Origin of the sequence: Achromobacter sp. Marseille-Q4954, from assembly GCF_943737025.1 — a bacterium.
Taxonomy (GTDB): domain Bacteria; phylum Pseudomonadota; class Gammaproteobacteria; order Burkholderiales; family Burkholderiaceae_B; genus Achromobacter; species Achromobacter bronchisepticus_A.
The window spans coordinates 987,700-1,006,702 of record NZ_CALSFQ010000001.1 but is presented as its reverse complement, the minus strand read 5'-3'; the positions used below and the strand labels follow the sequence as shown (position 1 = coordinate 1,006,702).

At 65.5% G+C, this 19,003-nt stretch carries 19 protein-coding genes and 1 tRNA gene; 13 read left to right on the top strand and 7 right to left on the bottom strand.

The window, feature by feature from the left end; all coding sequences use genetic code 11:
• The first annotated feature begins 3 nt into the window (after window positions 1-3).
• From NGK62_RS04635 to NGK62_RS04610, 6 genes are read left to right on the top strand one after another with little or no spacing between them, the layout of a single operon-like run.
• Window positions 4-1,173, top strand: coding sequence for a cytochrome D1 domain-containing protein (locus NGK62_RS04635; protein WP_251877630.1), 1,170 nt, complete (start codon window positions 4-6; stop codon window positions 1,171-1,173).
• Window positions 1,163-2,161 carry a siroheme decarboxylase subunit beta gene (gene ahbB, locus NGK62_RS04630; RefSeq protein WP_251877629.1) on the top strand — a complete coding sequence of 333 codons (999 nt, stop codon included), beginning with the start codon at window positions 1,163-1,165 and terminating at the stop codon, window positions 2,159-2,161. The genes NGK62_RS04635 and ahbB (NGK62_RS04630) overlap by 11 nt, the downstream gene beginning before the upstream one ends.
• Complete coding sequence (locus NGK62_RS04625) at window positions 2,154-2,639, top strand: Lrp/AsnC family transcriptional regulator (RefSeq protein ID WP_251877627.1); 486 nt, start codon at window positions 2,154-2,156, stop codon at window positions 2,637-2,639. The genes ahbB (NGK62_RS04630) and NGK62_RS04625 overlap by 8 nt, the downstream gene beginning before the upstream one ends.
• 1 nt (window position 2,640) lies before the next feature.
• Complete coding sequence (gene ahbB / locus NGK62_RS04620) at window positions 2,641-3,159, top strand: siroheme decarboxylase subunit beta (protein ID WP_251877625.1); 519 nt, start codon at window positions 2,641-2,643, stop codon at window positions 3,157-3,159.
• Between the two features lie 13 nt (window positions 3,160-3,172).
• Window positions 3,173-4,312, top strand: coding sequence for a heme d1 biosynthesis radical SAM protein NirJ (gene nirJ, locus NGK62_RS04615; protein WP_251877623.1), 1,140 nt, complete (start codon window positions 3,173-3,175; stop codon window positions 4,310-4,312).
• Complete coding sequence (locus tag NGK62_RS04610) at window positions 4,313-4,951, top strand: DUF4202 domain-containing protein (RefSeq protein WP_251877621.1); 639 nt, start codon at window positions 4,313-4,315, stop codon at window positions 4,949-4,951.
• A gap of 27 nt (window positions 4,952-4,978) precedes the next feature.
• On the opposite strand, the gene NGK62_RS04605 is transcribed toward NGK62_RS04610, so the two are convergent.
• From NGK62_RS04605 to NGK62_RS04595, 3 genes are read right to left on the bottom strand one after another with little or no spacing between them, the layout of a single operon-like run.
• Window positions 4,979-5,971 (bottom strand): precorrin-2 dehydrogenase/sirohydrochlorin ferrochelatase family protein, encoded by a 993-nt coding sequence (locus NGK62_RS04605; RefSeq protein ID WP_251877619.1) that lies wholly within the window; start codon window positions 5,969-5,971, stop codon window positions 4,979-4,981.
• A gap of 14 nt (window positions 5,972-5,985) precedes the next feature.
• A complete protein-coding gene (locus NGK62_RS04600; RefSeq protein WP_118931727.1) occupies window positions 5,986-6,333 on the bottom strand; it encodes a c-type cytochrome in 348 nt (115 codons plus the stop codon).
• 16 nt (window positions 6,334-6,349) lie between these two features.
• Complete coding sequence (locus tag NGK62_RS04595) at window positions 6,350-7,909, bottom strand: nitrite reductase (RefSeq protein ID WP_251877617.1); 1,560 nt, start codon at window positions 7,907-7,909, stop codon at window positions 6,350-6,352.
• Between the two features lie 233 nt (window positions 7,910-8,142).
• Between NGK62_RS04595 and pdxR the strand changes: the two genes are divergently transcribed.
• Window positions 8,143-9,669, top strand: a complete 1,527-nt coding sequence (gene pdxR, locus NGK62_RS04590; RefSeq protein WP_251877615.1) for a MocR-like pyridoxine biosynthesis transcription factor PdxR — start codon at window positions 8,143-8,145, stop codon at window positions 9,667-9,669.
• Window positions 9,670-9,836: 167 nt separating this feature from the next.
• Window positions 9,837-11,198, top strand: coding sequence for a c-type cytochrome biogenesis protein CcsB (gene ccsB, locus NGK62_RS04585; RefSeq protein WP_118931729.1), 1,362 nt, complete (start codon window positions 9,837-9,839; stop codon window positions 11,196-11,198).
• 180 nt (window positions 11,199-11,378) lie between these two features.
• Here ccsB and NGK62_RS04580 read toward each other — a convergent pair whose 3' ends face one another.
• From NGK62_RS04580 to NGK62_RS04570, 3 genes are all read right to left on the bottom strand, one after another.
• Window positions 11,379-11,600, bottom strand: coding sequence for a hypothetical protein (locus NGK62_RS04580; protein WP_251877613.1), 222 nt, complete (start codon window positions 11,598-11,600; stop codon window positions 11,379-11,381).
• Window positions 11,601-11,607: 7 nt separating this feature from the next.
• Window positions 11,608-12,840 carry a hypothetical protein gene (locus tag NGK62_RS04575; RefSeq protein ID WP_251877611.1) on the bottom strand — a complete coding sequence of 411 codons (1,233 nt, stop codon included), beginning with the start codon at window positions 12,838-12,840 and terminating at the stop codon, window positions 11,608-11,610.
• Between the two features lie 523 nt (window positions 12,841-13,363).
• Window positions 13,364-13,451: transfer RNA gene (locus NGK62_RS04570), tRNA-Ser, on the bottom strand.
• Window positions 13,452-13,566: 115 nt separating this feature from the next.
• Here NGK62_RS04570 and NGK62_RS04565 point away from each other — a divergent pair.
• From NGK62_RS04565 to NGK62_RS04550, 4 genes are all read left to right on the top strand, one after another.
• A complete protein-coding gene (locus tag NGK62_RS04565) occupies window positions 13,567-14,544 on the top strand; it encodes an NAD(P)H-quinone oxidoreductase (RefSeq protein WP_251877609.1) in 978 nt (325 codons plus the stop codon).
• A 140-nt stretch (window positions 14,545-14,684) separates the two neighbouring features.
• Complete coding sequence (gene tpiA / locus NGK62_RS04560) at window positions 14,685-15,431, top strand: triose-phosphate isomerase (protein WP_251877607.1); 747 nt, start codon at window positions 14,685-14,687, stop codon at window positions 15,429-15,431.
• Between the two features lie 21 nt (window positions 15,432-15,452).
• Window positions 15,453-15,935, top strand: coding sequence for a preprotein translocase subunit SecG (gene secG / locus NGK62_RS04555; RefSeq protein ID WP_059375538.1), 483 nt, complete (start codon window positions 15,453-15,455; stop codon window positions 15,933-15,935).
• Window positions 15,936-16,100: 165 nt separating this feature from the next.
• Window positions 16,101-17,003: a MurR/RpiR family transcriptional regulator gene (locus tag NGK62_RS04550; protein ID WP_223283221.1), complete on the top strand. Its 903-nt coding sequence runs from the start codon at window positions 16,101-16,103 to the stop codon at window positions 17,001-17,003.
• Here NGK62_RS04550 and NGK62_RS04545 read toward each other — a convergent pair.
• Window positions 16,997-17,836, bottom strand: a complete 840-nt coding sequence (locus NGK62_RS04545; RefSeq protein WP_251877605.1) for an HAD-IIA family hydrolase — start codon at window positions 17,834-17,836, stop codon at window positions 16,997-16,999. The genes NGK62_RS04550 and NGK62_RS04545 overlap by 7 nt on opposite strands.
• Before the next feature lie 231 nt (window positions 17,837-18,067).
• On the opposite strand from NGK62_RS04545, the gene NGK62_RS04540 reads away from it, so the two are divergent.
• Window positions 18,068-19,003: a phosphate/phosphite/phosphonate ABC transporter substrate-binding protein gene (locus NGK62_RS04540; RefSeq protein WP_118931731.1), complete on the top strand. Its 936-nt coding sequence runs from the start codon at window positions 18,068-18,070 to the stop codon at window positions 19,001-19,003.

Sequence of the window (19,003 nt, the reverse complement as noted above, 5' to 3'; positions counted from 1 at the left end):
TTCATGAAACTGCAACTCCTGCTTGTCCTGGCCGCCGTTGCGCTGGCCGGCTGCGCAGCGGCTACTGACCCGCGCGGCACCAATGACCTGGGCATGGTGATCGAGCGTGCCGATGGCGCCGTCTCCATCGTCGAAACCAGCGGACAGACCCGGCTGGCGCGGGTCGAAGGGCTGGGCGATCTTTCCCACGCGCACATCGCCTATTCCCGCGATGGCCGCTACGGCTACGTCTTCGGCCGCGACGGCGGGCTGAGCAAGGTGGATCTGCTGCGGAGGCGCGTGGACCGCCGCATCATCCAGTCCGGCAATGCAATCGGCGGCGCCATTTCGCAGGACGGCCGGCTGATCGTGGTGCAGAACTACACGCCTGGCGGCATCAAGGTATTCGATGCCCAGACCTTGCGCCAGATCAGCGAAGTGCCGGCCGAGTATGCGCCGGGCAAGCGTTCCAAAGTGGTCGGCCTGGCGGACCTGCCCGGACAGAAGTTCGCCTACGCGCTGTTCGACGCGGGCGAGATCTGGATCACCGATCTGTCGGACCCCGCCCGCCCGGCCACGCAGCGCTATGAGGCTGGCCGTCAACCCTACGATGCGCTCGTCACCCCTGACGGCCGCTATTACATCGCCGGGCTGTTTGGCGAGGATGCGCTGGCCATGATGGACCTCTGGCATCCGGAGGCTGGCGTGCGCAAGATCCTGCAGGGCTATGGGCGCGGCGAGGAAGCGCTGCCGGTCTACAAGATGCCCCATCTGCGAGGCTGGAGCGCGGCGGGCGGCCGGCTGTTCCTGCCCGCCATCGGCAGGCACGAGGTGCTGGTGGTGGATACCGCCACCTGGCAGGAAACCGGCCGCATCGCCACGTTGGGCCAGCCGGTGTTCGTCATGGCGCAGCCCGATGGCCGCCGTGTCTGGGTCAACTTCGCGGTGCCCGACAACGGCCAGGTGCAGGTCATCGACACCGACACCCTGGCCGTGGTCCGGACGCTGGCGCCGGGCCGCGGCGTGCTGCACATGGAGTTCACGCCGCGCGGAGAGGCGGTATGGCTGTCGGCACGCGACGATGACCGGGTCGTGGTGTACGACACCCGGACGCTGCAACGCGGCGCCACGCTCGACATTCCCAAGCCCAGCGGCATTTTCTTCACCAACAGGAGCGGCCGCATTGGATTCTGAGCTGTCCGCTACAGATTTGCGTCTGCTCGATGGCTGGCAGCGCGACTTCCCGCTGGTCTCGCGCCCCTACGCCTTGCTGGCCGAGCGCGTCGGCCTGGATGAAGACACGGTGCTGGCGCGCTTTCGCCTGTGGCAGCGAGCGGGCGTGGTGAGCCGGATCGGCCCGGTGCTACACCAGTCCTGTTTCGCCAGCGCGCTGGTGGGCATGCAGGTGCCGGCCGGCCGCGTGGATCAGGTCGCCGCCTACGTCAGCAGTCTGCCGCAGGTCAATCACAACTACGAGCGCGAGCATGCGCTGAACCTGTGGTTTGTGGCCGCCTGCCGCACGCCTGGCGCGTTGGAGCGCTTGCTGGCGCGGATCGGGCAAGACACCGGCTGCGAGCCGCTGGCCTTGCCCATGGAGGCCGAGTACCACATCGACTTGGGTTTCAGCCTGAGTACGCCACAACAACGCGCAGCGCCGCAGCGCGGCGGCAGTCCAGCCGCGCTGCCGCCCGCCGGCAGCGCGCAAGAGGTCTTGCTCCACGCCGTGCAGAATGGGTTGGACCTTTGCGCGCAACCCTATCGCCGGTTGGGACTGCCGGCGGGGCTGGATGAAGACGAGACGCTGCGCCTGCTGGAGCGCTGGCTGCGTGCAGGCCTGTTCCGTCGCTTCGGCGTGGTGCTCAGGCATCGCCAGCTGGGTTTTCGCGCCAATGCGATGTGCGTCTGGAACGTGGACGACGCGCGGGTGGATGCGCTGGGGGAGCGGCTGGGTGCCGAGCCCGGCGTCACACTCTGCTACCGGCGCACGCGGCGCTTGCCGCAGTGGCCCTACAACCTTTTCTGCATGATCCACGGCAAGGAGCGGGAAGCGGTGCGGGCGCTGCGCGATGCCATCGCCGGCCGGCTCGGATTGGATGCCTGGCCGCATGCGGTGCTGTTTTCGACCAGGTGCTTCAAGCAGCGCGGCGCGAGGTTCGTGCCGGAAGAGGCGGCGCATGGTTAGGCCCAAGAACATTGCCGCGAGCGTGCCGCTGGCGCTGGGCGCTGCCGACCGCAAGCTGATCAACCGCCTGCAGGGCGGCTTTCCCATCAGCCCGCGTCCGTTCGCGGACGTCGCGCGGGCGCTGGGGCTGGACGAAGACGCCGTGATCGCGCGCGTGGCCCGCTTGCGCGAGTGCGGCGCGTTGAGCCGTTTCGGCCCGCTGTTCCAGATCGAGCGCGCTGGCGGTGCGTACTGCCTGGCGGCGATGGCCGTACCGCAGGCGCAATGGGAGCGGGTCGTGGCCCTGGTCAACCGCCGGATCGAGGTTGCGCACAACTACCGCCGCGAGCATGCGCTGAACATGTGGTTCGTGCTGGCGGCGGCTGATCCCGCCGATGTGGCCGCCTGTTTGCGCGCCATCGAACAGGAGACCGGCCTGCCCGTGCTGGCGTTTCCGAAGGAACGCGAGTACTTCCTTGAAATGAAGCTGGAGGTCTGAGATGGACGCAGCCGGCCTGACTCCGTTCGAACTGTCCCTGGTCCACGCCACGCAGGACGGGCTGCCGATCCGGCGGGATCCGTACCGGGCCGTGGCCGAGCGGCTGGGCGTCACCGAAGCCGAGGTGATGGCGCATTTGCGCGACATGCTCGCGCGCGGCGTGATACGGCGCATCGGCGTGGTGCCCAACCACTACGCGCTGGGATTCGTGGCCAACGGCATGACGGTCTGGGATGTGGACGACGGCCAGATCGACGCCGTGGGAGCCTGGCTGGGCCAGCGTGCGGAAGTGAGCCATTGCTACCGGCGTCCCCGGCATCCGCCGCTGTGGCGCTACAACCTCTACGCCATGCTGCACGGCGCCGACCGCGCGGCGGTGCTGGCGCGCATCGATGAAGTCGCCGAGGCCTTGGAAGCGCGCTTTCCGGACGCCCTGCGTGCGCGCGACGTGCTGTTTTCCTCGGCCATCCTGAAAAAGACCGGCCTGCGCCTGAAAGACGGCCGTGGGCCGGACGCATAGCGAGGAATTCCGCATGTTCCGCATCTCTGCCTTCGTCTCCGAACTGCTGCGCCCCACGCCGCTCGCGCCTCGCCGGGGGGCGGCCGGACCCGTGGTGATCTGGAACCTGATCCGGCGCTGCAATCTGCATTGCCGGCATTGCTACTCCGCTTCGGTCGACAGGGACTTTGCCGGCGAACTGGACTACGCCGAGGTCTGCGCGGTCATGGACGATCTGCATGCCCACGGCGTCAGGGCGCTGATCCTGTCTGGCGGCGAACCGCTGCTGCGGCCGGACATTTTCGAGATTGCGCGCCGGGCCAAGGCCATGGGCTTTTACGTAGGCCTGTCGTCCAACGGCACCCTGATAGACCGGCGCAACATCGAGTCCATCGCCGGCTGCGGCTTCGACTACGTGGGCATTTCACTGGACGGCCTGGGCGCGACGCACGACCGCTTCCGGGGCGAGGCGGGTGCGTTCGATGCCTCGCTGGCAGGCATCCGGCTGTGCCGGGACCGCGGCCTGAAGGTCGGCATCCGCTACACCATGACCCAGGGCAACGCCGACGATCTTCCTGGGCTGCTGGCATTGCTGGACGCCGAGAATGTCGACCGCTTCTACTTTTCACACCTGAACTACGCGGGCCGCGGCGGCCGCAACCGGGGCGAGGACAGTCACCACCGCATGACGCGGGCGGCCATGGAGCGGATCTTCGAGACCTGCCTGGAACATGCCGTGGCCGGCAAACCCCGTGAGTTCACGTCCGGCAACAACGATGCCGACGGCGTGTTCTTCCTGCACTGGGTGCGTCGACGGTTCCCGCAGCGCGCGCCGCATATCGAGGCCAGGCTGCGCCTGTGGGGCGGCAACGCCAGCGGCATGAACGTCGCCAACATCGACAACCGGGGCAATGTCCACGCCGACACCATGTGGTGGCACTACACTCTGGGAAACGTGCGCCTGCGGCCCTTCTCGGAGATCTGGTCGGATCCCGCCGAACCCTTGCTCAAGCTGCTGCGGCTGCGGCCGCGGCCCGTCAAGGGACGCTGCGCCGGCTGCGCCTACCTGGACATCTGCAACGGCAACACCCGTATCCGTGCGCAGAAGCAGTCGGGCGACCTCTGGGCCGAGGATCCCGGCTGTTATCTGACCGAAGACGAGACAGGAGTGTGAATGGAATTCCCGCCCAACCCGGTGAATGCGGAAGACGCATCGCTGCAACGCGCCTGGCAATTGTTCGATGGGTACAACCGGCGCGATCCCAATCTGGTCGCCTGGAATGGCGCGATGCAGCCGCGCGAATGGCTGCACGCCCAATTCCTCCAGGGCTGGGTGGCGAAGCTGGCCCCGCGGGCCGGCGCTGCCTTGCGCCTGGCCGCCCGCTGCCAGCACATCGGCCGCTGGGAGGTCCCGCGCGAGGCCTGTCCGGCCGGCAGGACAGGCTATCTGCAATGGCGCAATGCGCTCAAGGAACATCACGCGGACGTCGCTGCCAGGCTGCTTGCCAGCGCCGGCCATGACGCGCAAACCATACAGGCGGTGCTGAAGATCATCCGCAAGCAGGGCATCAAGCGCGATGCCGACGTGCAATGCATGGAGAACGCGCTGTGCTTGGTGTTTTTGGAGCACCAGTACGAGGAATTCTGCGAGCGTTATCCGGACAAGGTCGTCGCGGTGCTGCAGAAGACCTGGCACAAGATGGACGAAGCCGGCCGGCAGGCGGCCGCGTCGCTGTCCTTCAGCGAGCGGGGCCAGGCTTATCTGGCGGCTGCGCTGGCGGGCGGCGAGGAGGCCGGGAACGCAAGTTCCTGATCGCGGCGCTGGTCTGGGGCCGGATGGCTACAGTACGCTGCATGCCACGCCGCAAGCCAGCATTCGTCGCACCAGCAGCTTCGGGTCATGCGCGGTTCCCAGCAGCAGGACGGTGCGTTGGCCCGCCCGCACCTGACGGGCCAGCCAGTCCAGTCCCGTGCCCGTGGCTACGGTCGCGTCGGGCTGCAGGCCCAGACCTTTCAACTCGATCCTCGTCGCGTCCCGCCGCGCCTTGTCCAGGATGGCCGGATTGACCGCCGGCACGTGCGCAACCAGGTCGGCCTGGTTCAACAGGCGCAAGGCGCGCAGGGTCAACAGGTCGGCGGGGCCGTCGGCGGCCGCCAGTATCGTCGCGCTGCCTGCGCGGGGCAGGGTATCGGCCTGCATCGCGGCTTCCAGGGCCAGACCGGCCTGCCTGCCGTCTCCCGCCGCCAGCAACGAGGGCAGCGGACCGTCCAGCATCCAATCGTAGAAGTCGCGGCGTTGGTCCAGGTTGCGGAAGCGCGCAACGATGCGGTTGCGGTAGCGCGCCGCAAGCCGGGCCAGATCTCCAGTGCTTTCGTCGAGCAAGGCTTCCAGCCGTTCGCGGATGCGCCGCGCCAGCACGGGCGCACAGCCCCCTGACGAAATCGCCACCACCAGCGGGGAGCGGTCCAGGATGGCGGGCACTTGTATCGTCGACAGAACGGGGTCGTCGACCACGTTGCAGGGAATGCGGCGCGCAACCGCCGCCGCGGCAACCGCCTGGTTCGTGCCGCCGTGATCGGTCGCGGCCACCGCCAGCCAGGCGCCGTCCAGGCAGGCCGGCGAGAAGACCTCCGGCACATGCTGGAACTGGTCCTGGTCCGCGGCTGCACGCAGCCAGGACGTCAGGGCCGGCGCCGCCACGGCAACGGCGGCGCCGGCCCTGAGCAGCAGCCTGATCTTGCGTTCGGCCACCGCCCCGCCGCCCACCACGACCACCCGCCGGCCGGCCAGGTTGAAGTACACCGGGAAGAGCATCGCGGATGGCGTATTCATGGCGCTCTGCTCCCTTACTTGCGGCTGGAGAAGTACTGGGCCAGCTCCTGGATGGCTTCGGGACTCAAGGGCTCTGCCATGGAACTCATGACCGGGTCATTACGTTCCCGGGTCTTGAAGGCATTGAGCTGTTTAACCAGATACTCGGTTTTCTGCCCCGCAAGATTGGGGTACAGGCCGACGGCGCTGATGCCGTCCGCGCCATGGCAGGAGGCGCATAACGGCAGCATGGCGGAGACGCGGGGCGAGAGCGTGTCAGGATTGCCGCCGGCGACCAGGGCGGGCTGCCCGTCGGCGGCCAGCGCGTGGGCGGCGGCCTGGGACAGCAGCAGCGCCGTGAGTATGCGGAATAGCGTTTTCATGTGTCGGTTCCTCGGCTCAGAATTTGCGCGTTTCGGACAGGCCGATGGTCAGCCAGCGGGTGCGGGCGCGGGAGAAAATGCCCGAGGGGCTTTCCATCTTGTGCTCTGCCACCAGTTCCAGGGTCTTGCTGTCGTAGATCTTGATGCGGTCGCCCCAGTAGCCCGAGCTGACATAGAGGTAATTGCCGGTGCGGTTGTAGTCCGGGAAGAAGGCATGTCCGCCCACGTCCAGGGTCTTGGCCACTTCCAGCGTGTTCTTGTCGATCAGCTGGATCCAGGCCGCGCGCTTGTCCTTGTCGATGATGTCCACCGCCACGTAGGGCGCGTTTGGATGGGCGGCGGGCGATTCGGTGGCCCCCGCCACCGGGATCTGCTTGACCACGGAAAAGTCCTTGGTGTCCCACACGGTGACCACGGAGCCCTTGTCGCAGGTGCCGATGTTGGTGCCGAAGGCCAGGAAGCGTCCGTTGACTTCGGTCACCGCGCCCGAGCCGACGTGAGGTTGGCAGCCGGCGGGTATGTCGCGCACCACCTTGTCGTCCTTGAAGTCGATCGCGACGATCTTGTTGTCGTCATAGGACGCGACCATGGAGTAGCGCCCGTCGGGCGTGAGGAAGGTGTCATGCAGCATGCGGCCGACCTTGGTCAGCTTGGTCACGGGCATGTCGGGCTTGTCGGGGTCGATGATCCAGATCTGGCCCGCCTGGCGCAGCGTCAGGGCGAACTTGTTGTTGATCCGGCTGCCGATGACGGGCCCGCCGGCCGATTTGACGAATTTGCCGTCCGGATCCTCGCCCTCCAGATCCATGTACTTGACCGGTTCCAGCGTGTCCGCCTTCAGGATGGCGACGCTCTTGGGCACGAACGAACTGATGGCCAGCCACTTGCCGTCGTTGGACAGGGCGATGCCGGGTCCGGTCAGGCCGACCTTGGCCTTACGCACGATCTGCAGCGAGTACAGGTCGATCTTGTAGACCATGCCGTCGTCGCTCTTGAGCCAGGCCCAGCGTTCCGCCACGGGGCTGAAATCCATGATGTGCGGCGCCACCGGCGTGGCGATCTCGCCCACCACCTTGTTGGTCTTGCCGTCCAGGAACACGGTGCGCGCATTGTTGCCCGTATCGCCGCGCCCATAGCGCCCGCGCGCCATGACCACCATCAGGTCGTAGACGGTGTCGATGGCGTAGTTCGGCTTGGCGGGCAGGGTGGCTTCATCGACCACCACCTGCACGCTGGCGCGGATCTGGTCCAGCCCCCATTTTGGATCGTCTGCCGTCTGCGTTTTGATGAGGCGGGCCAACGCACGGATCTCTTCGTCGGACAGGCGGCCCACGAAGGGCGGCATCAGCGTGTCGGGGATGCCGGTCATGATGGTGCCGCGCAGCGCCGCCTCGCTTTGGACCAGGCGGTCGCTGGTCAGGCCCGGCGCGATGTAGCCGCCGCGGTCGGCGCCATGACAGACGGCGCAGTTCTGCTGGAACAGCTGATTCGCCTTGAGGTACTCCTCGGTCGGCGCACTCCAGGCGGCGCCGGCCGAGACGAACAGCAAGGCCGCGCTCAATAGCTTGGTGTGCATGTCGATCTCTCCCGTAAAGTTCTTGCCGAAACTGCGGCACATGCACTGTGTCATCGCGGCACTGGACCGATAAGGCACGGCTCACGCCTGCGCGATGGTTACGGTCCAATTTGTTTTTTGACATAGGACAAAGTAATGATGTGGCCAAAGCACTACCGTGATAGCAAACGGAGCGCGGCCGGCCCGCGCCGCTTCGAAAGGCCGGCGCCATTTTTGTCCTGTGGTTGTCCGCCATGTTTTCACTCCCGCTTTCCCTATCCCGCCAGGATGCAAAACCCTACAAGCAGCAGATCGCCGACCAGATCGAGGCGCTGATACGCGCCGGACGGCTGCAGGAAGGAGACAGGCTGCCGGCGATCAACCGCATGTCATCGCTGCTGCAGGTATCGAAGAACACCGTGCTGGGCGCATATGAACTGCTGATCGATTCCAGCCTGATCCAGAGCAGGCCCAGCCGCGGCTATTTCGTGACGCTGAACCGCAGCCTGGTCATCAATCCGCGCTGTCCCGATTTCGTCCAGGACCGTCCGCCGGTCTACGCCGACGCCGTCAGCCAGGCCCTCTCCAGCGGCGTCTGCGGCCAGTCGCCGCCCATGCCGCCGCGCTATGACTTCAAGGTCGGCCGTCCCTCGGTCCACGCCTTTCCGTTGCGCCAGTTCATCATGCTGTCGAACCAGCTGCTACGGCATGCGGGCTGCGCCATGGCCGAATATGCGCCGCCCGCCGGCCTGTGGGGCTTGCGCGTGCAGATTGCCGATTACCTGTCGGCCGCCAAGGCGCTGAAGGTCGAGCCCGAACAGGTGCTGATCACCGCCGGCAGCCAGGAGGCTTTGAGCCTGATCGCCTCGCATTTCCTGGACCGCCACGGCCGGGCGGTGTTCGAGTCGCCCTGTTATGCGGGGTTCAGGAATCTGGTGCGGCGGCATGGCGCGCAGGAGGCGCCGGTTCCGGTGGACGGGCAGGGACTGCGCACCGACCTGTTGCCGGAAGGCCCGGCCAGGCTGGCTTATGTGACGCCCTCGCACCAGTACCCCCTGGGCTACGCCATGTCCCTGTCCCGGCGCCGGCAATTGCTCGAATGGGCGGCCCGCAGCGGCGCGCTGATCATCGAGGACGACTACGACGGCGACTTTTGCTATGAGTCCGTGCTGCCCATGCCGCTGGCCGCGATGAGTCCGCGGCAGGTCGTGTACCTGGGGACGTTCTCCAAGACGCTGGGGCCCGGCTTGAGGCTGGGATACATGGTCTGCCCGCTTGAGCTGGTCGACGATTTTGCCGAACGCAAGGCCTTGCTCAACAACGGCAGCCCATGGCTGACGCAGGCCGTGCTGGCGCGCTACTTCGATGAGAACTGTTTCGCCCGCCACCTGCAGACCTTGCGGCGGCGCTACCAGGCGCAGCGTGACGAACTGCTGCGTGGCATCCGTAAAGTCTGGGGCGGACGCGGCCGGATCAGCGGACAGAATTCGGGGATGCACCTGGCCTTTGAACTGCCGGCGGACAGCCCCGGCGCCGACGCGGTCGCCGCGGCCGCACTGGCGCAGGGCGTGAGGCTGTATCCGCTGGCCCAGGCCGCCGCCAGCGCGGGTGAGGGCGTCGAGTCCCGGCATCTGCTGTTCGGCTACGCCGGCCTGGAAACCGGAGAAATCGCCCTGGCCATGGCGCGCGTGCACGCGGCCTGCAGGCAATTGCAGGAATCCTGTCCGGAGCGGACAGCGTCCCGCCTGTCCCTGGACGAAGCGCGCTGCGCGGGCGTCTAGCACGGTTGCCGCGTTTCCGGTAGGGATGGCGGCGCAGCGTGGGGGCTGGCGCCGTCGCTATGCAGCGCGGACGCGTCGTTCTTAGAATGAATTTGTCCTATGACAAAATCCGATTCGTTCGGCCTGCGGGCAACCTGGGCCGCACGGTTACGCATGGAGATGCTGCGATGCCGCTTACCGCCACCGGGTCCGTCCCGCCGACTTGCCGCCGGTCCGTGTCGGACGTTTCGAATGCCGCTGCCCGGACCGGCAGGCGCTTGAACCCGACCGACGCCGGGTTCCTGCTGATCTGCCTTGCCGGCTGCGCCTATGCGCTGGGGGAGTTCGGCCAGTTCCTGAACGGCTACGAGCAAGCGATGCTGATCGGCGCGGTGCCTGCCCTGGCCTGGCTGGGATGGCTGTGGCGCCCCTTGCGGCCTCTGTTCTTGGCCAGCGGCGCCAGCGCGCTGCTGGCCGCGTGGTTGTATGCGGGCGGGGCAGGGCTGCTGCAGGGCAACCTGGGGCGCGCCGAAAACGTCTTCCTGCTCAAGTATCTGCTGTCGTCGCAGTCGGCCATACTCTGGATGAGCTGCCTGTTCGTGCTGGGCACGCTTTGCTATTGGGCGGGGCTGGCCCGGCCCGCGATCGCCTGGCTGGGCACGGTCCTGACCTGGGGCGGGGTATGGGCGGGGCTGACCGGCCTGCTGGTGCGCTGGCGCGAAGGACATTTGCTGGGACCGGATGTCGGACACATTCCGGTCAGCAACCTGTACGAGGTGTTCGTTTTTTTTGCACTGGTCACGGCGCTGTTCTACCTCTACTACGAGGCCCGCTACGCCACGCGAGCGCTGGGCGGCTTCGTCATGCTGGTGGTTGCCTCGATGGTCCTGTTCCTGTCCTGGTATTCGCTCACGCGCGGCGCCCATCAGATCCAGCCGCTGGTGCCCGCACTGCAAAGCTGGTGGATGAAGCTGCACGTGCCGGCCAATTTCGTGGGCTATGGCACGTTCTCGCTGGCGGGTGCGGTGGGCTTCGCCTACCTGGTCAAGCTGCACGGGCAGAGCGCAGCGGGCAAGCGCCTGATTCCAGTTTTCCTGCTGGGCGCGCTGCTATGCGCCGAGCCGATGATCTTCGGCTCGCGGCGGCTGTCGCCTGTGTGGATGCTGTATTTCGGCGGGGGCGCCATGGTCGTGGGCGCGGTGCTGGCGCTGCGCCGTCCCATTGCCCGCCGGCTGCCGTCCCTGGAGGTGCTGGAGGACATCATGTACCGGGCCATCGCGCTGGGTTTCGCCTTTTTCACCGTGGCCACCGTGCTGGGCGCGTTGTGGGCCGCCGACGCCTGGGGCGCGTATTGGCAATGGGATCCCAAGGAGACCTGGGCGCTGATCGTATGGCTGAACTATGCCGCCTGGCTGCACATGCGGCTGCTCAAGGGGCTGCGAGGAGAGGTGGCGGCCTACTGGGCGCTCGCCGGGTTGGTGGTGACGAGCTTCGCCTTTCTGGGGGTGAACATGTTTCTGTCGGGGCTGCATTCGTACGGCAGCCTGTAGCCCGCAGCAAAGATTCTGAATCGCGCCGGCTTTGCCACATCGGCATGGCGGCTATGCCGCAGGCGGTCGAGCGACTCATCGATCGGGCAGTGAACAGTATCTAGATTAGGGGAGGGGGCCGTGTCCGAATCCGGCGAGGAAAATAAGAAGCCCTTGCGTGTGCAAGGGCATGATGCTGTGTCAGCGGCGGGTATGCATCGCCATAAGGCTTGGCGATTGAGGCAACTGCCTCCGTTCAAATTCTTCTCGCTGAGCAAGATAGAGGCGCATGTCCGATTGGGAAAGGCCTGCCTGCTCCAGAGCATTGAGATCGTGCTCTTGAACCTGTGCGTCTTCGACGCGCTTCAAAGCTGGCACCGGCTTCGCAGCGACTACAGGCGGGGGGAAGTGGGTCAGGGACATAGCGTTCTCAATTGGGGCGTATCTGGCGGTTGAAGTAGCGAGAATTCAGCTTCGGTTCAAAGTAGTGCTTTCTCTTGATCCATACCAGTCCTTCAGCCTTCGTAATCACTGCTACATCAATCGGCCCACCTACTGATTGGGTGCGTGACGTTACCTTCTCTTTTAAAGATTCTAGCATCACCAAGGTTTCCGCCAACTCCGCGATCTCGGGGATGGCAAGGCCCGATACGACAGAGTGGAGAGGTCTCAAATGTGCGTTGAAGGTTGCGTAGGCCCATCCTTTTGTAAAGGCGGGGACGCTTTGAGCGATGGCAGCCTCAATATCGGCCTCAGGAATCGCTACCCCGGCGGCTTTTGCCGCTTGCCTGCAAGCATCTGCCGCATGTTTGCCGTACGACTCGCGGACTGTGCGCCAAACTTCTGGGCTGGCTCCTTGCGTGAATGTTTCGACCATGCTTCTTTGAGCGAATGGTTGAATCATCGAACCCTTGTTGGCCTCGAATGTGATTTCGTCGCTTTTGATCTTGGACCAGAGAAGCTTGCTGCCGACGAAGCTGTGGACGTGAATATTCTGGAAGCTCGGCATGAAGTCATCGGATCCGAAACCCGTGATTACCACGCCTGTGTAGTCCAATGACAGGGCATCTTCCCAATCGCAATATGCCGCTTCAATTGCAGTGGAAGCCAAGTCGACTGGGTTGATGATCGGCAGAAGATGTTGATGCTCCGCTTGTAAATATTCAATGATGTCTGTCTTGAGAACATCGACATCCCGCTCCAGCGCCTTCCAACGATCAGCCGAAGATAGATTCGCGTGAATCGGGGCAGCTTGAATCTCGGCGCAGACTTTTGCGAAGAAGGCAGTCCAGATCGCTTGGAGGGTGACTGCTGGCGTCTGCACATTTTTCAACGAGTCTGCCGACTCAAAGGCAGAGTGCAAGATGCGAATGACGAACTTGCGATACGCAGCGAGCGTGGACTCGTACCGCATTGCAGGAGGGAGCAGCCCTACGTGCTGATTTAGAAAGCGGACCAAGTCCGTTGCATAGTCTCCCACTTTGCGGAATGACTTCTTTCCTAGCTCTTCCCGATACGCCTTGAGAATCAGCTCCCATGGAACTTGATGCAGGTTTGCATTGTTGTAGATCATCACGGCAATCGGATGATCTACGGCAAGTTGGAAAATCTTGTTTGCACCCGAGGCATATGTGCTCTGACCATTGGAATCGCTAAATGTCACAGCGCTATCAGCTGCTAGCGCTATTCCCAGCCTGTTTGCTACTACCAACTCGCAAGTCATCGTTTGTGTCCTTGGCTCAGTTCATGAGCAACGAATCGATGTGGAACTCTTACGTCGATAGATAAAGAGCTTGCTTGGGTTATAACATTATGTAACAGGCGGTTGTGCGTCCATTGGTCTGATAGTTCGTCACGCAGAATCGCACAGCGATTTGGGGCATGGCATTGTGATCGGCGGTGCAGGTCCGCGGGGTGGGTGTGTTCCACTCGCCACACAGTTTGCAGACTCCCTTTGTGGGGATCCATGGTCTGGCCGATGGTCAGACTTGGGTGCACGGGTCAGGTGGCCGTTGAATGGCCTTCGGGACGCGGCTCTGCGGCAACTCCGAGCTATCGCGGCAAGGCATTGAGGTGTGCGGAGAAGAGGCGTATCGCTACTTGGATAGCGCACCTATCGCCTGTCGTTGGCTATTCAGGAGTAGATGAAACCTGCCGCCCAACCCTTTTGAAACTCATGGGTGTCTTGGCGGAAGCGGTGAGATTCGAACTCACGAACGGTTGCCCGTTGCCGGTTTTCAAGACCGGTGCAATCGACCACTCTGCCACGCTTCCTGGTATTGCGTATATTCCGGCGATCCGGCCATCAGGCAAACAATCTGCCGGGCCGGGAACACGATATGCCGTAAAGGGCGCAATAATAATCCATTTGCTGCAAAGGAGGCACGCGATGCACGCCGTAGAAATCTCTCGCCCTGGTGGCCCCGAGGTCCTGGTCCCCGTGGAGCGCCCCACGCCGGAAGCCGGCGCGGGTGAAGTCCTGATCAAAGTGAGCGCCGCGGGCGTCAACCGTCCCGACGTGTTCCAGCGCAAGGGCAACTACGCGCCGCCGCGCGGCGCCTCGGACCTGCCGGGCCTGGAAGTGGCCGGCGAGATCGTCGGCGGCGACCTGGCCGGCAGCGGTTTTGCCTTGGGCGACAAAGTCTGCGCCCTGGTGGCGGGCGGCGGCTACGCGGAATACTGCGTCGCGCCCGCGGCGCAATGCCTGCCGATTCCCAAGGGCCTGTCCGACATCGAGGCCGCCGGCCTGCCGGAAACCTATTTCACGGTCTGGAGCAACGTATTCGACCGCGGCCGCCTGTCCGAAGGCGAGGCATTGCTGGTGCATGGCGGCGCCAGCGGCATCGGCACCACGGCCATCCAGCTGGCCCGCGCCATGGGCCACAAGGTCTATGCCACCGTCGGCAGCGACGACCGGGCCCGCGCCGTGGAAGCGCTGGGCGCCGAGCGCGGCATCAACTACAAGACCCAGGATTTCGTGAAGGAAGTGCTGGACGCCACCGGCGGACGCGGCGTGGACGTGATCCTGGACATGGTGGCCGGCGATTACATCGGCCGCGACATGCAGTGCCTGGCCGACGACGGCCGCATCGTCATCATCGCCCAGCTGGGCGGTTCCCACGCCAATGTGGATACGGCCCAGGTCATGCGCCGCCGCCTGACCATCACCGGCTCGACCTTGCGTCCCCGTCCGGTCGCCTTCAAGGGCGCCATCGCGCGCGCCCTGCGCGAGCAGGCCTGGCCCCTGCTGGAAAAAGGGGCCATCAAGCCCATCGTGCACGCCACCTTCCCGCTGGCCGAGGCCTCGCGCGCCCATGCCATGATGGAAAGCGGTGAAAACATCGGCAAAATCATCCTGACCATGTAAGAAATGGGGGGCGCTCGGCGTAGCGTCCCGCAACAGGATACAATCACGGGTTTCGCCTGGAATTTTTTCCAGGCAGGCCCGTGGGCGGTTGCTACGCAGCCCTTGGCTCGCCCCAGTCCAACCGATACAGATACCTCGCCATGACTTCAGTCGAAAACCGCGCCCGCCTCGTGCTGGGCAACTGGAAGATGCACGGCAACCTGGCCGAGAACGCCGCGTTGCTGACCGAGCTGCGCGCCGCGGATGCTGCGAGCCACTGCGAAATCGGCATCTGTGTGCCGTTCCCCTACCTCGCGCAAGCGGCGTCGGCCCTGACCGGCAGCAGCGTGTCCTGGGGTGCGCAAGACGTCAGCGCCCATGAAAAGGGCGCCTACACCGGGGAAGTCTCCGGCGCCATGCTGAAGGAATTCGGCTGCCGCTGGGTCCTGGCCGGTCACTCCGAGCGCCGCGTGCTGCACGGCGAGACCGACGAGGCCGTGGCCGCCAAGGCCCAGGCCGCGCTGGCTGCCGGCCTGACCCCGGTGGTGTGCGTGGGCGAATCCCTGGCCGACCGCGAAGCCGGCAACACGCTGGCCGTGATCGAACGCCAGTTGAAGCCCGTCCTGGCGCTGGGCGCCGAGGCGGTTTCGCGCATGGTCCTGGCCTATGAGCCCGTCTGGGCCATCGGCACCGGCCGCACCGCCAGCCCCGAGCAGGCGCAGGAAGTCCATGGCGCCATCCGCGCCGCCCTGCGCGCGCTGGGCGCGGCGCAGGTGCAAGTGTTGTACGGCGGTAGCGTCAAAGCTGCCAATGCCGCCAGTTTGTTCGCCATGACTGATATCGACGGTGCCCTGGTCGGCGGCGCGTCGCTCGTGGCCGAAGAATTTTTGCGAATCGCCGCTATCTAAGTTTCCGTTCCGGAGTCTGTAATGCCCTTGATGCTCAAAATCCTGCTGGCCGTCCAAGTGATCTCGGCGCTGGCTATCATCGTCCTGGTCCTGCTTCAGCAGGGCAAAGGCGCCGACATGGGGTCCGCCTTCGGCAGTGGCTCGGCCGGCAGCCTGTTCGGCGCCACCGGCGCGGCGAACTTCCTGTCGCGCGCGACCAAGTGGGCCGCCGTGGTCTTCTTCGCGTCCACCGCCGGCCTGGCTTATGTCAGCCACAAGGGCAATAGCGGCCCTGCCGTCGACTCCGGCGTGATGCAAAGCTTCCCGGCCGACCGTTCGGTGCCGCAAGTGCCGGGCGCAGCGCCCGCTCCCGCTGGTTCGTCGGTTCCCGGCGCGGGTTCGGTGCCCGCCGCTCCGGCCAAGCCCGACGCGTCGGTGCCCTCGGTCCCGGCCGCACCCGCCACCCCGGCCGCACCGGCCGCAGGCGACAAGCCCGCCGAAACGCCCGCGGCGCCGGCGAAGTAAGCCACAGCAAACGGAAAGGCCGGCACATGCCGGCCTTTTTCATGGGCGGCTTGCGGCTGCCCGGATATCCTGTCATCGGCGGCCGTTAGCATGCGCCGTCGCCGCGCCGGCAGCGGGTAGGGTATCGTTGCCTGCGCATCCGGTTCCTGTTCCTCGATCTCTGCCATGGCCACATCCAAACGCACTCCCCGAACCCCGACCGCCGCCGATCAGCAGCGGGGCTCGCCGCAGGCCATGCTGGCGCGCATCCAGAGCCTGCTGCCCTCGATGGGGGCGGCCTCGCAGCGCATCGGCGAGTTCGTCATACGCAACCCGGCCGAGGTGGTGCACATGTCGGTCAGCGAAGTGGCCGAGCGCACCCAGTGCAGCGAAGGCAGCGTGGTGGGTTTTTGCAAGCTGCTGGGCGCCACGGGCTTTCAACAGCTGAAGATCGCGCTGGCGCAGCAGATCGTGCAGCCGGTGCAGTACATCCATGAAGACCTGGCGGCCCAGGACACGCCCGAGCAGGTCGTCAGCAAGATCTTCCACAGCAATATCCAGACCCTGCAGGAAACGGAATCGGTGCTGGACGTGGCCGCGCTGTCGGCGGCCGTGGAACTGATCCGCGGCGCCCGCCGCGTGGAAATCTACGGCATCGGCAGCTCGGCCGTCATCGCGCATGACGCGCACTACCGCATGTTGCGCATCGGGCTGCATGCCACGGCAGTGACCGATTCCCACGTGCAGGCCATCAGCGCGTCGCTGACCGGGCCGGACGTCGCCGTGCTGACCATTTCGCATTCCGGCAGCACCCATGAAACCGTGTTGGCGACGCGGCTGGCCAAGGAAGCCGGGGCGCGCACGATCTGCATCACCAATTTCGGCAAATCGCCGATCCAGGAACACGCGGACGTGGTGCTGCACACCATGTCGCGCGAGACCCGTTTCCGCACCGAGGCCATGACCAGCCGGTTGGCGCAGTTGGCCATCATCGACACGCTCATCGCCTGCCTGGCCCTGTCCGACTACGACAAGGCCGTCTCCACGCTGCGCAGCACCTTCGACGTGCTGTCGAACAAGCGCTACTGATCGCCTTCGATGTCCGCCGGCAGCGCATGCCTGCGCGGACGCGCGCCATCCAGCAGCCCCGCCACGTCCGGCGCATCCGCGTAAGGCGCAGTGCCGACCAGCAGATAGCCGATGCCCAGGCGCACCGCGCCCAGCGCATCGGTGCGCACGTTGTCGCCGATGACCGTGGCGTCCGCCGGCGCGAGGCCCAGCCGGCGCAATCCTTCCTCCAACAGCATGGCTCCCGGCTTGCCGAGTATTTGCGGGCGCACGCCAGGCGCGCAGGCCAGCACCGACTGCAGTAGCGCGCCTGTTTCGGGGACGATGGCGCCTTGCGGGCCGGGATGGGTGAGATCGCCGTTGCTGACCATCAAGGCCGCGCCGCGCGCCAGCTCGCCTGCCAGGGTCTGCAGCGTCCCGTAGCCGAACGACAGATCGCGCGCCAGCAGCACGATGTCCGCATCGCGGTCCACCAGCGCCAGCCCCAGGCTGGCGGCGAAGCCGCGCAATGCGTCCGAGGCGCAGAGCAGCACCGCGGCCCGCGGATGCTGCCGGGCGATATGGCGCACGGCCTGCTCGCCGGCCAGGATCAGCGTTTCGGCTTGCACCGGCAGGCCCATCGCCCGCAAGCGCGGCGCCAGGCCTGCCGCCGTGTCAGTGGAATTGTTGGACACGATGACGCAGCGTCCCGCCCAGCGGGTCAGCAGCTCGCTGGCGCCCGGTATCACTTCATGGCCCCGTATCAATGTCCCGTCCAGATCCAGGATCAGGCCGCGCGAGCGGGCGGTCCAGGGCGGTTCCGACGTCGGGGCTTGGGAATGGGAAGCGAGAGGAGTGCAGGCAATGCGGGTCATGGATCGGCGTGGTGGCGTCGAAGCGCGTGCAGGGTTGAAAGGAGTGGGCGCCCGCTACGGTTCGGGCCTGCCCGGCGGCTGTGATTCTATCTGAACAAAATTCAAAAATTCATTTTTTTGATTTGAGCAATTTTCATTTTCCTGTCATGTGCCATCACTAATCTGCGTCCGGAATCAGGGCCGAGCACGCAGCGCCCCGATGGCAACCTCAACAAGACTAGGAACAGAAAAATGAAGATCCGCAATTGCGCGCCCGCCCTGGCGCTGGTTTCCCTGCTGGCCGCCGCACCCCTCGCGCAAGCCCAATCCCTGGCCGACGGCTCGCAGCAGCGTCCGTTGCGCGTGCTGCTGATACCTGCCGATGGCGGCACCGAATCGGGCACCAAGGCCGACTACGCGCCGATCTTCAATGCGATCACGCGCAGCACCGGGCTGCATTTCCAACTGACGGTGGGCCAATCCTACGGCGCCGTGGTCGAAGGCATGTGCAACCAGTTGGCCGAGGTCGCGTTCCTGGGACCGGTTTCGTACGTGCAGGCGCACGAGCGCCAATGCGCGCAGTTGCTGGCCGTGGGCGTGCAGAAAGGCGAGTCCGCCTACTACGCCGCGATGTTCGCCCGGGCCGATTCGCCGATCAATACGTTGGCCGACCTGAAGGGCAAGCGCGCCGCGTTCGGCGACGTGAACTCGGCTTCCAGCTTCACCTTCCAGGTGGCGTCCATGATCAAGGACGGCATGAACCCGGCCAAGGACCTGGCGGCGCTGCAATTGACCGGCAGCCACGCCAGCAGCCTGGCCGCGCTGGTGCAGGGCCAGGTCGACGCGGCCGCGCTGTCGTTCGATTCCTTCGACAAGGCGGTGCGCCAGGGCGCGGTGGACCCGAAGTCCGTGAAGGTGATCTTCAAGAGCGAACCCATCCCGTATCCGCCGCTGGCAATGAACACCAAGCTGCCCGAGTCGCTGAAGGCGACGCTCAAGCAGGCATTTGCCAAGGTGCATCAGGCGCCCGGCGTGACCCCGGACATGGTGCGCGGCTACGGCGGCGCCAAGCTGGATCGCTTCGACACCGAGTTCTCCGAGGCGCAGTTCGCTGGCCCGGCTTCGAAGATGGCCCTGCTGACCGACGAGATCAAGGGCGAAATCCTGCAGAAGGCGGCACAGCGGTGA

What these genes read in the sequence shown, in the direction of transcription:
- NGK62_RS04545 (WP_251877605.1), bottom strand. Translation starts at nt 17,836, where the DNA reads ATGACCCGCATTGCCTGCACTCCTCTCGCTTCCCATTCCCAAGCCCCG.
- NGK62_RS04595 (WP_251877617.1), bottom strand. Translation starts at nt 7,909, where the DNA reads ATGCACACCAAGCTATTGAGCGCGGCCTTGCTGTTCGTCTCGGCCGGC.
- tpiA (WP_251877607.1), top strand. Translation starts at nt 14,685, where the DNA reads ATGACTTCAGTCGAAAACCGCGCCCGCCTCGTGCTGGGCAACTGGAAG.
- NGK62_RS04540 (WP_118931731.1), top strand. Translation starts at nt 18,068, where the DNA reads ATGAAGATCCGCAATTGCGCGCCCGCCCTGGCGCTGGTTTCCCTGCTG.
- NGK62_RS04605 (WP_251877619.1), bottom strand. Translation starts at nt 5,971, where the DNA reads ATGAATACGCCATCCGCGATGCTCTTCCCGGTGTACTTCAACCTGGCC.
- ccsB (WP_118931729.1), top strand. Translation starts at nt 9,837, where the DNA reads ATGCCGCTTACCGCCACCGGGTCCGTCCCGCCGACTTGCCGCCGGTCC.
- NGK62_RS04580 (WP_251877613.1), bottom strand. Translation starts at nt 11,600, where the DNA reads ATGTCCCTGACCCACTTCCCCCCGCCTGTAGTCGCTGCGAAGCCGGTG.
- NGK62_RS04600 (WP_118931727.1), bottom strand. Translation starts at nt 6,333, where the DNA reads ATGAAAACGCTATTCCGCATACTCACGGCGCTGCTGCTGTCCCAGGCC.
- pdxR (WP_251877615.1), top strand. Translation starts at nt 8,143, where the DNA reads ATGTTTTCACTCCCGCTTTCCCTATCCCGCCAGGATGCAAAACCCTAC.
- nirJ (WP_251877623.1), top strand. Translation starts at nt 3,173, where the DNA reads ATGTTCCGCATCTCTGCCTTCGTCTCCGAACTGCTGCGCCCCACGCCG.
- ahbB (WP_251877625.1), top strand. Translation starts at nt 2,641, where the DNA reads ATGGACGCAGCCGGCCTGACTCCGTTCGAACTGTCCCTGGTCCACGCC.
- NGK62_RS04625 (WP_251877627.1), top strand. Translation starts at nt 2,154, where the DNA reads ATGGTTAGGCCCAAGAACATTGCCGCGAGCGTGCCGCTGGCGCTGGGC.
- NGK62_RS04565 (WP_251877609.1), top strand. Translation starts at nt 13,567, where the DNA reads ATGCACGCCGTAGAAATCTCTCGCCCTGGTGGCCCCGAGGTCCTGGTC.
- NGK62_RS04550 (WP_223283221.1), top strand. Translation starts at nt 16,101, where the DNA reads ATGGCCACATCCAAACGCACTCCCCGAACCCCGACCGCCGCCGATCAG.
- secG (WP_059375538.1), top strand. Translation starts at nt 15,453, where the DNA reads ATGCCCTTGATGCTCAAAATCCTGCTGGCCGTCCAAGTGATCTCGGCG.
- NGK62_RS04610 (WP_251877621.1), top strand. Translation starts at nt 4,313, where the DNA reads ATGGAATTCCCGCCCAACCCGGTGAATGCGGAAGACGCATCGCTGCAA.
- NGK62_RS04635 (WP_251877630.1), top strand. Translation starts at nt 4, where the DNA reads ATGAAACTGCAACTCCTGCTTGTCCTGGCCGCCGTTGCGCTGGCCGGC.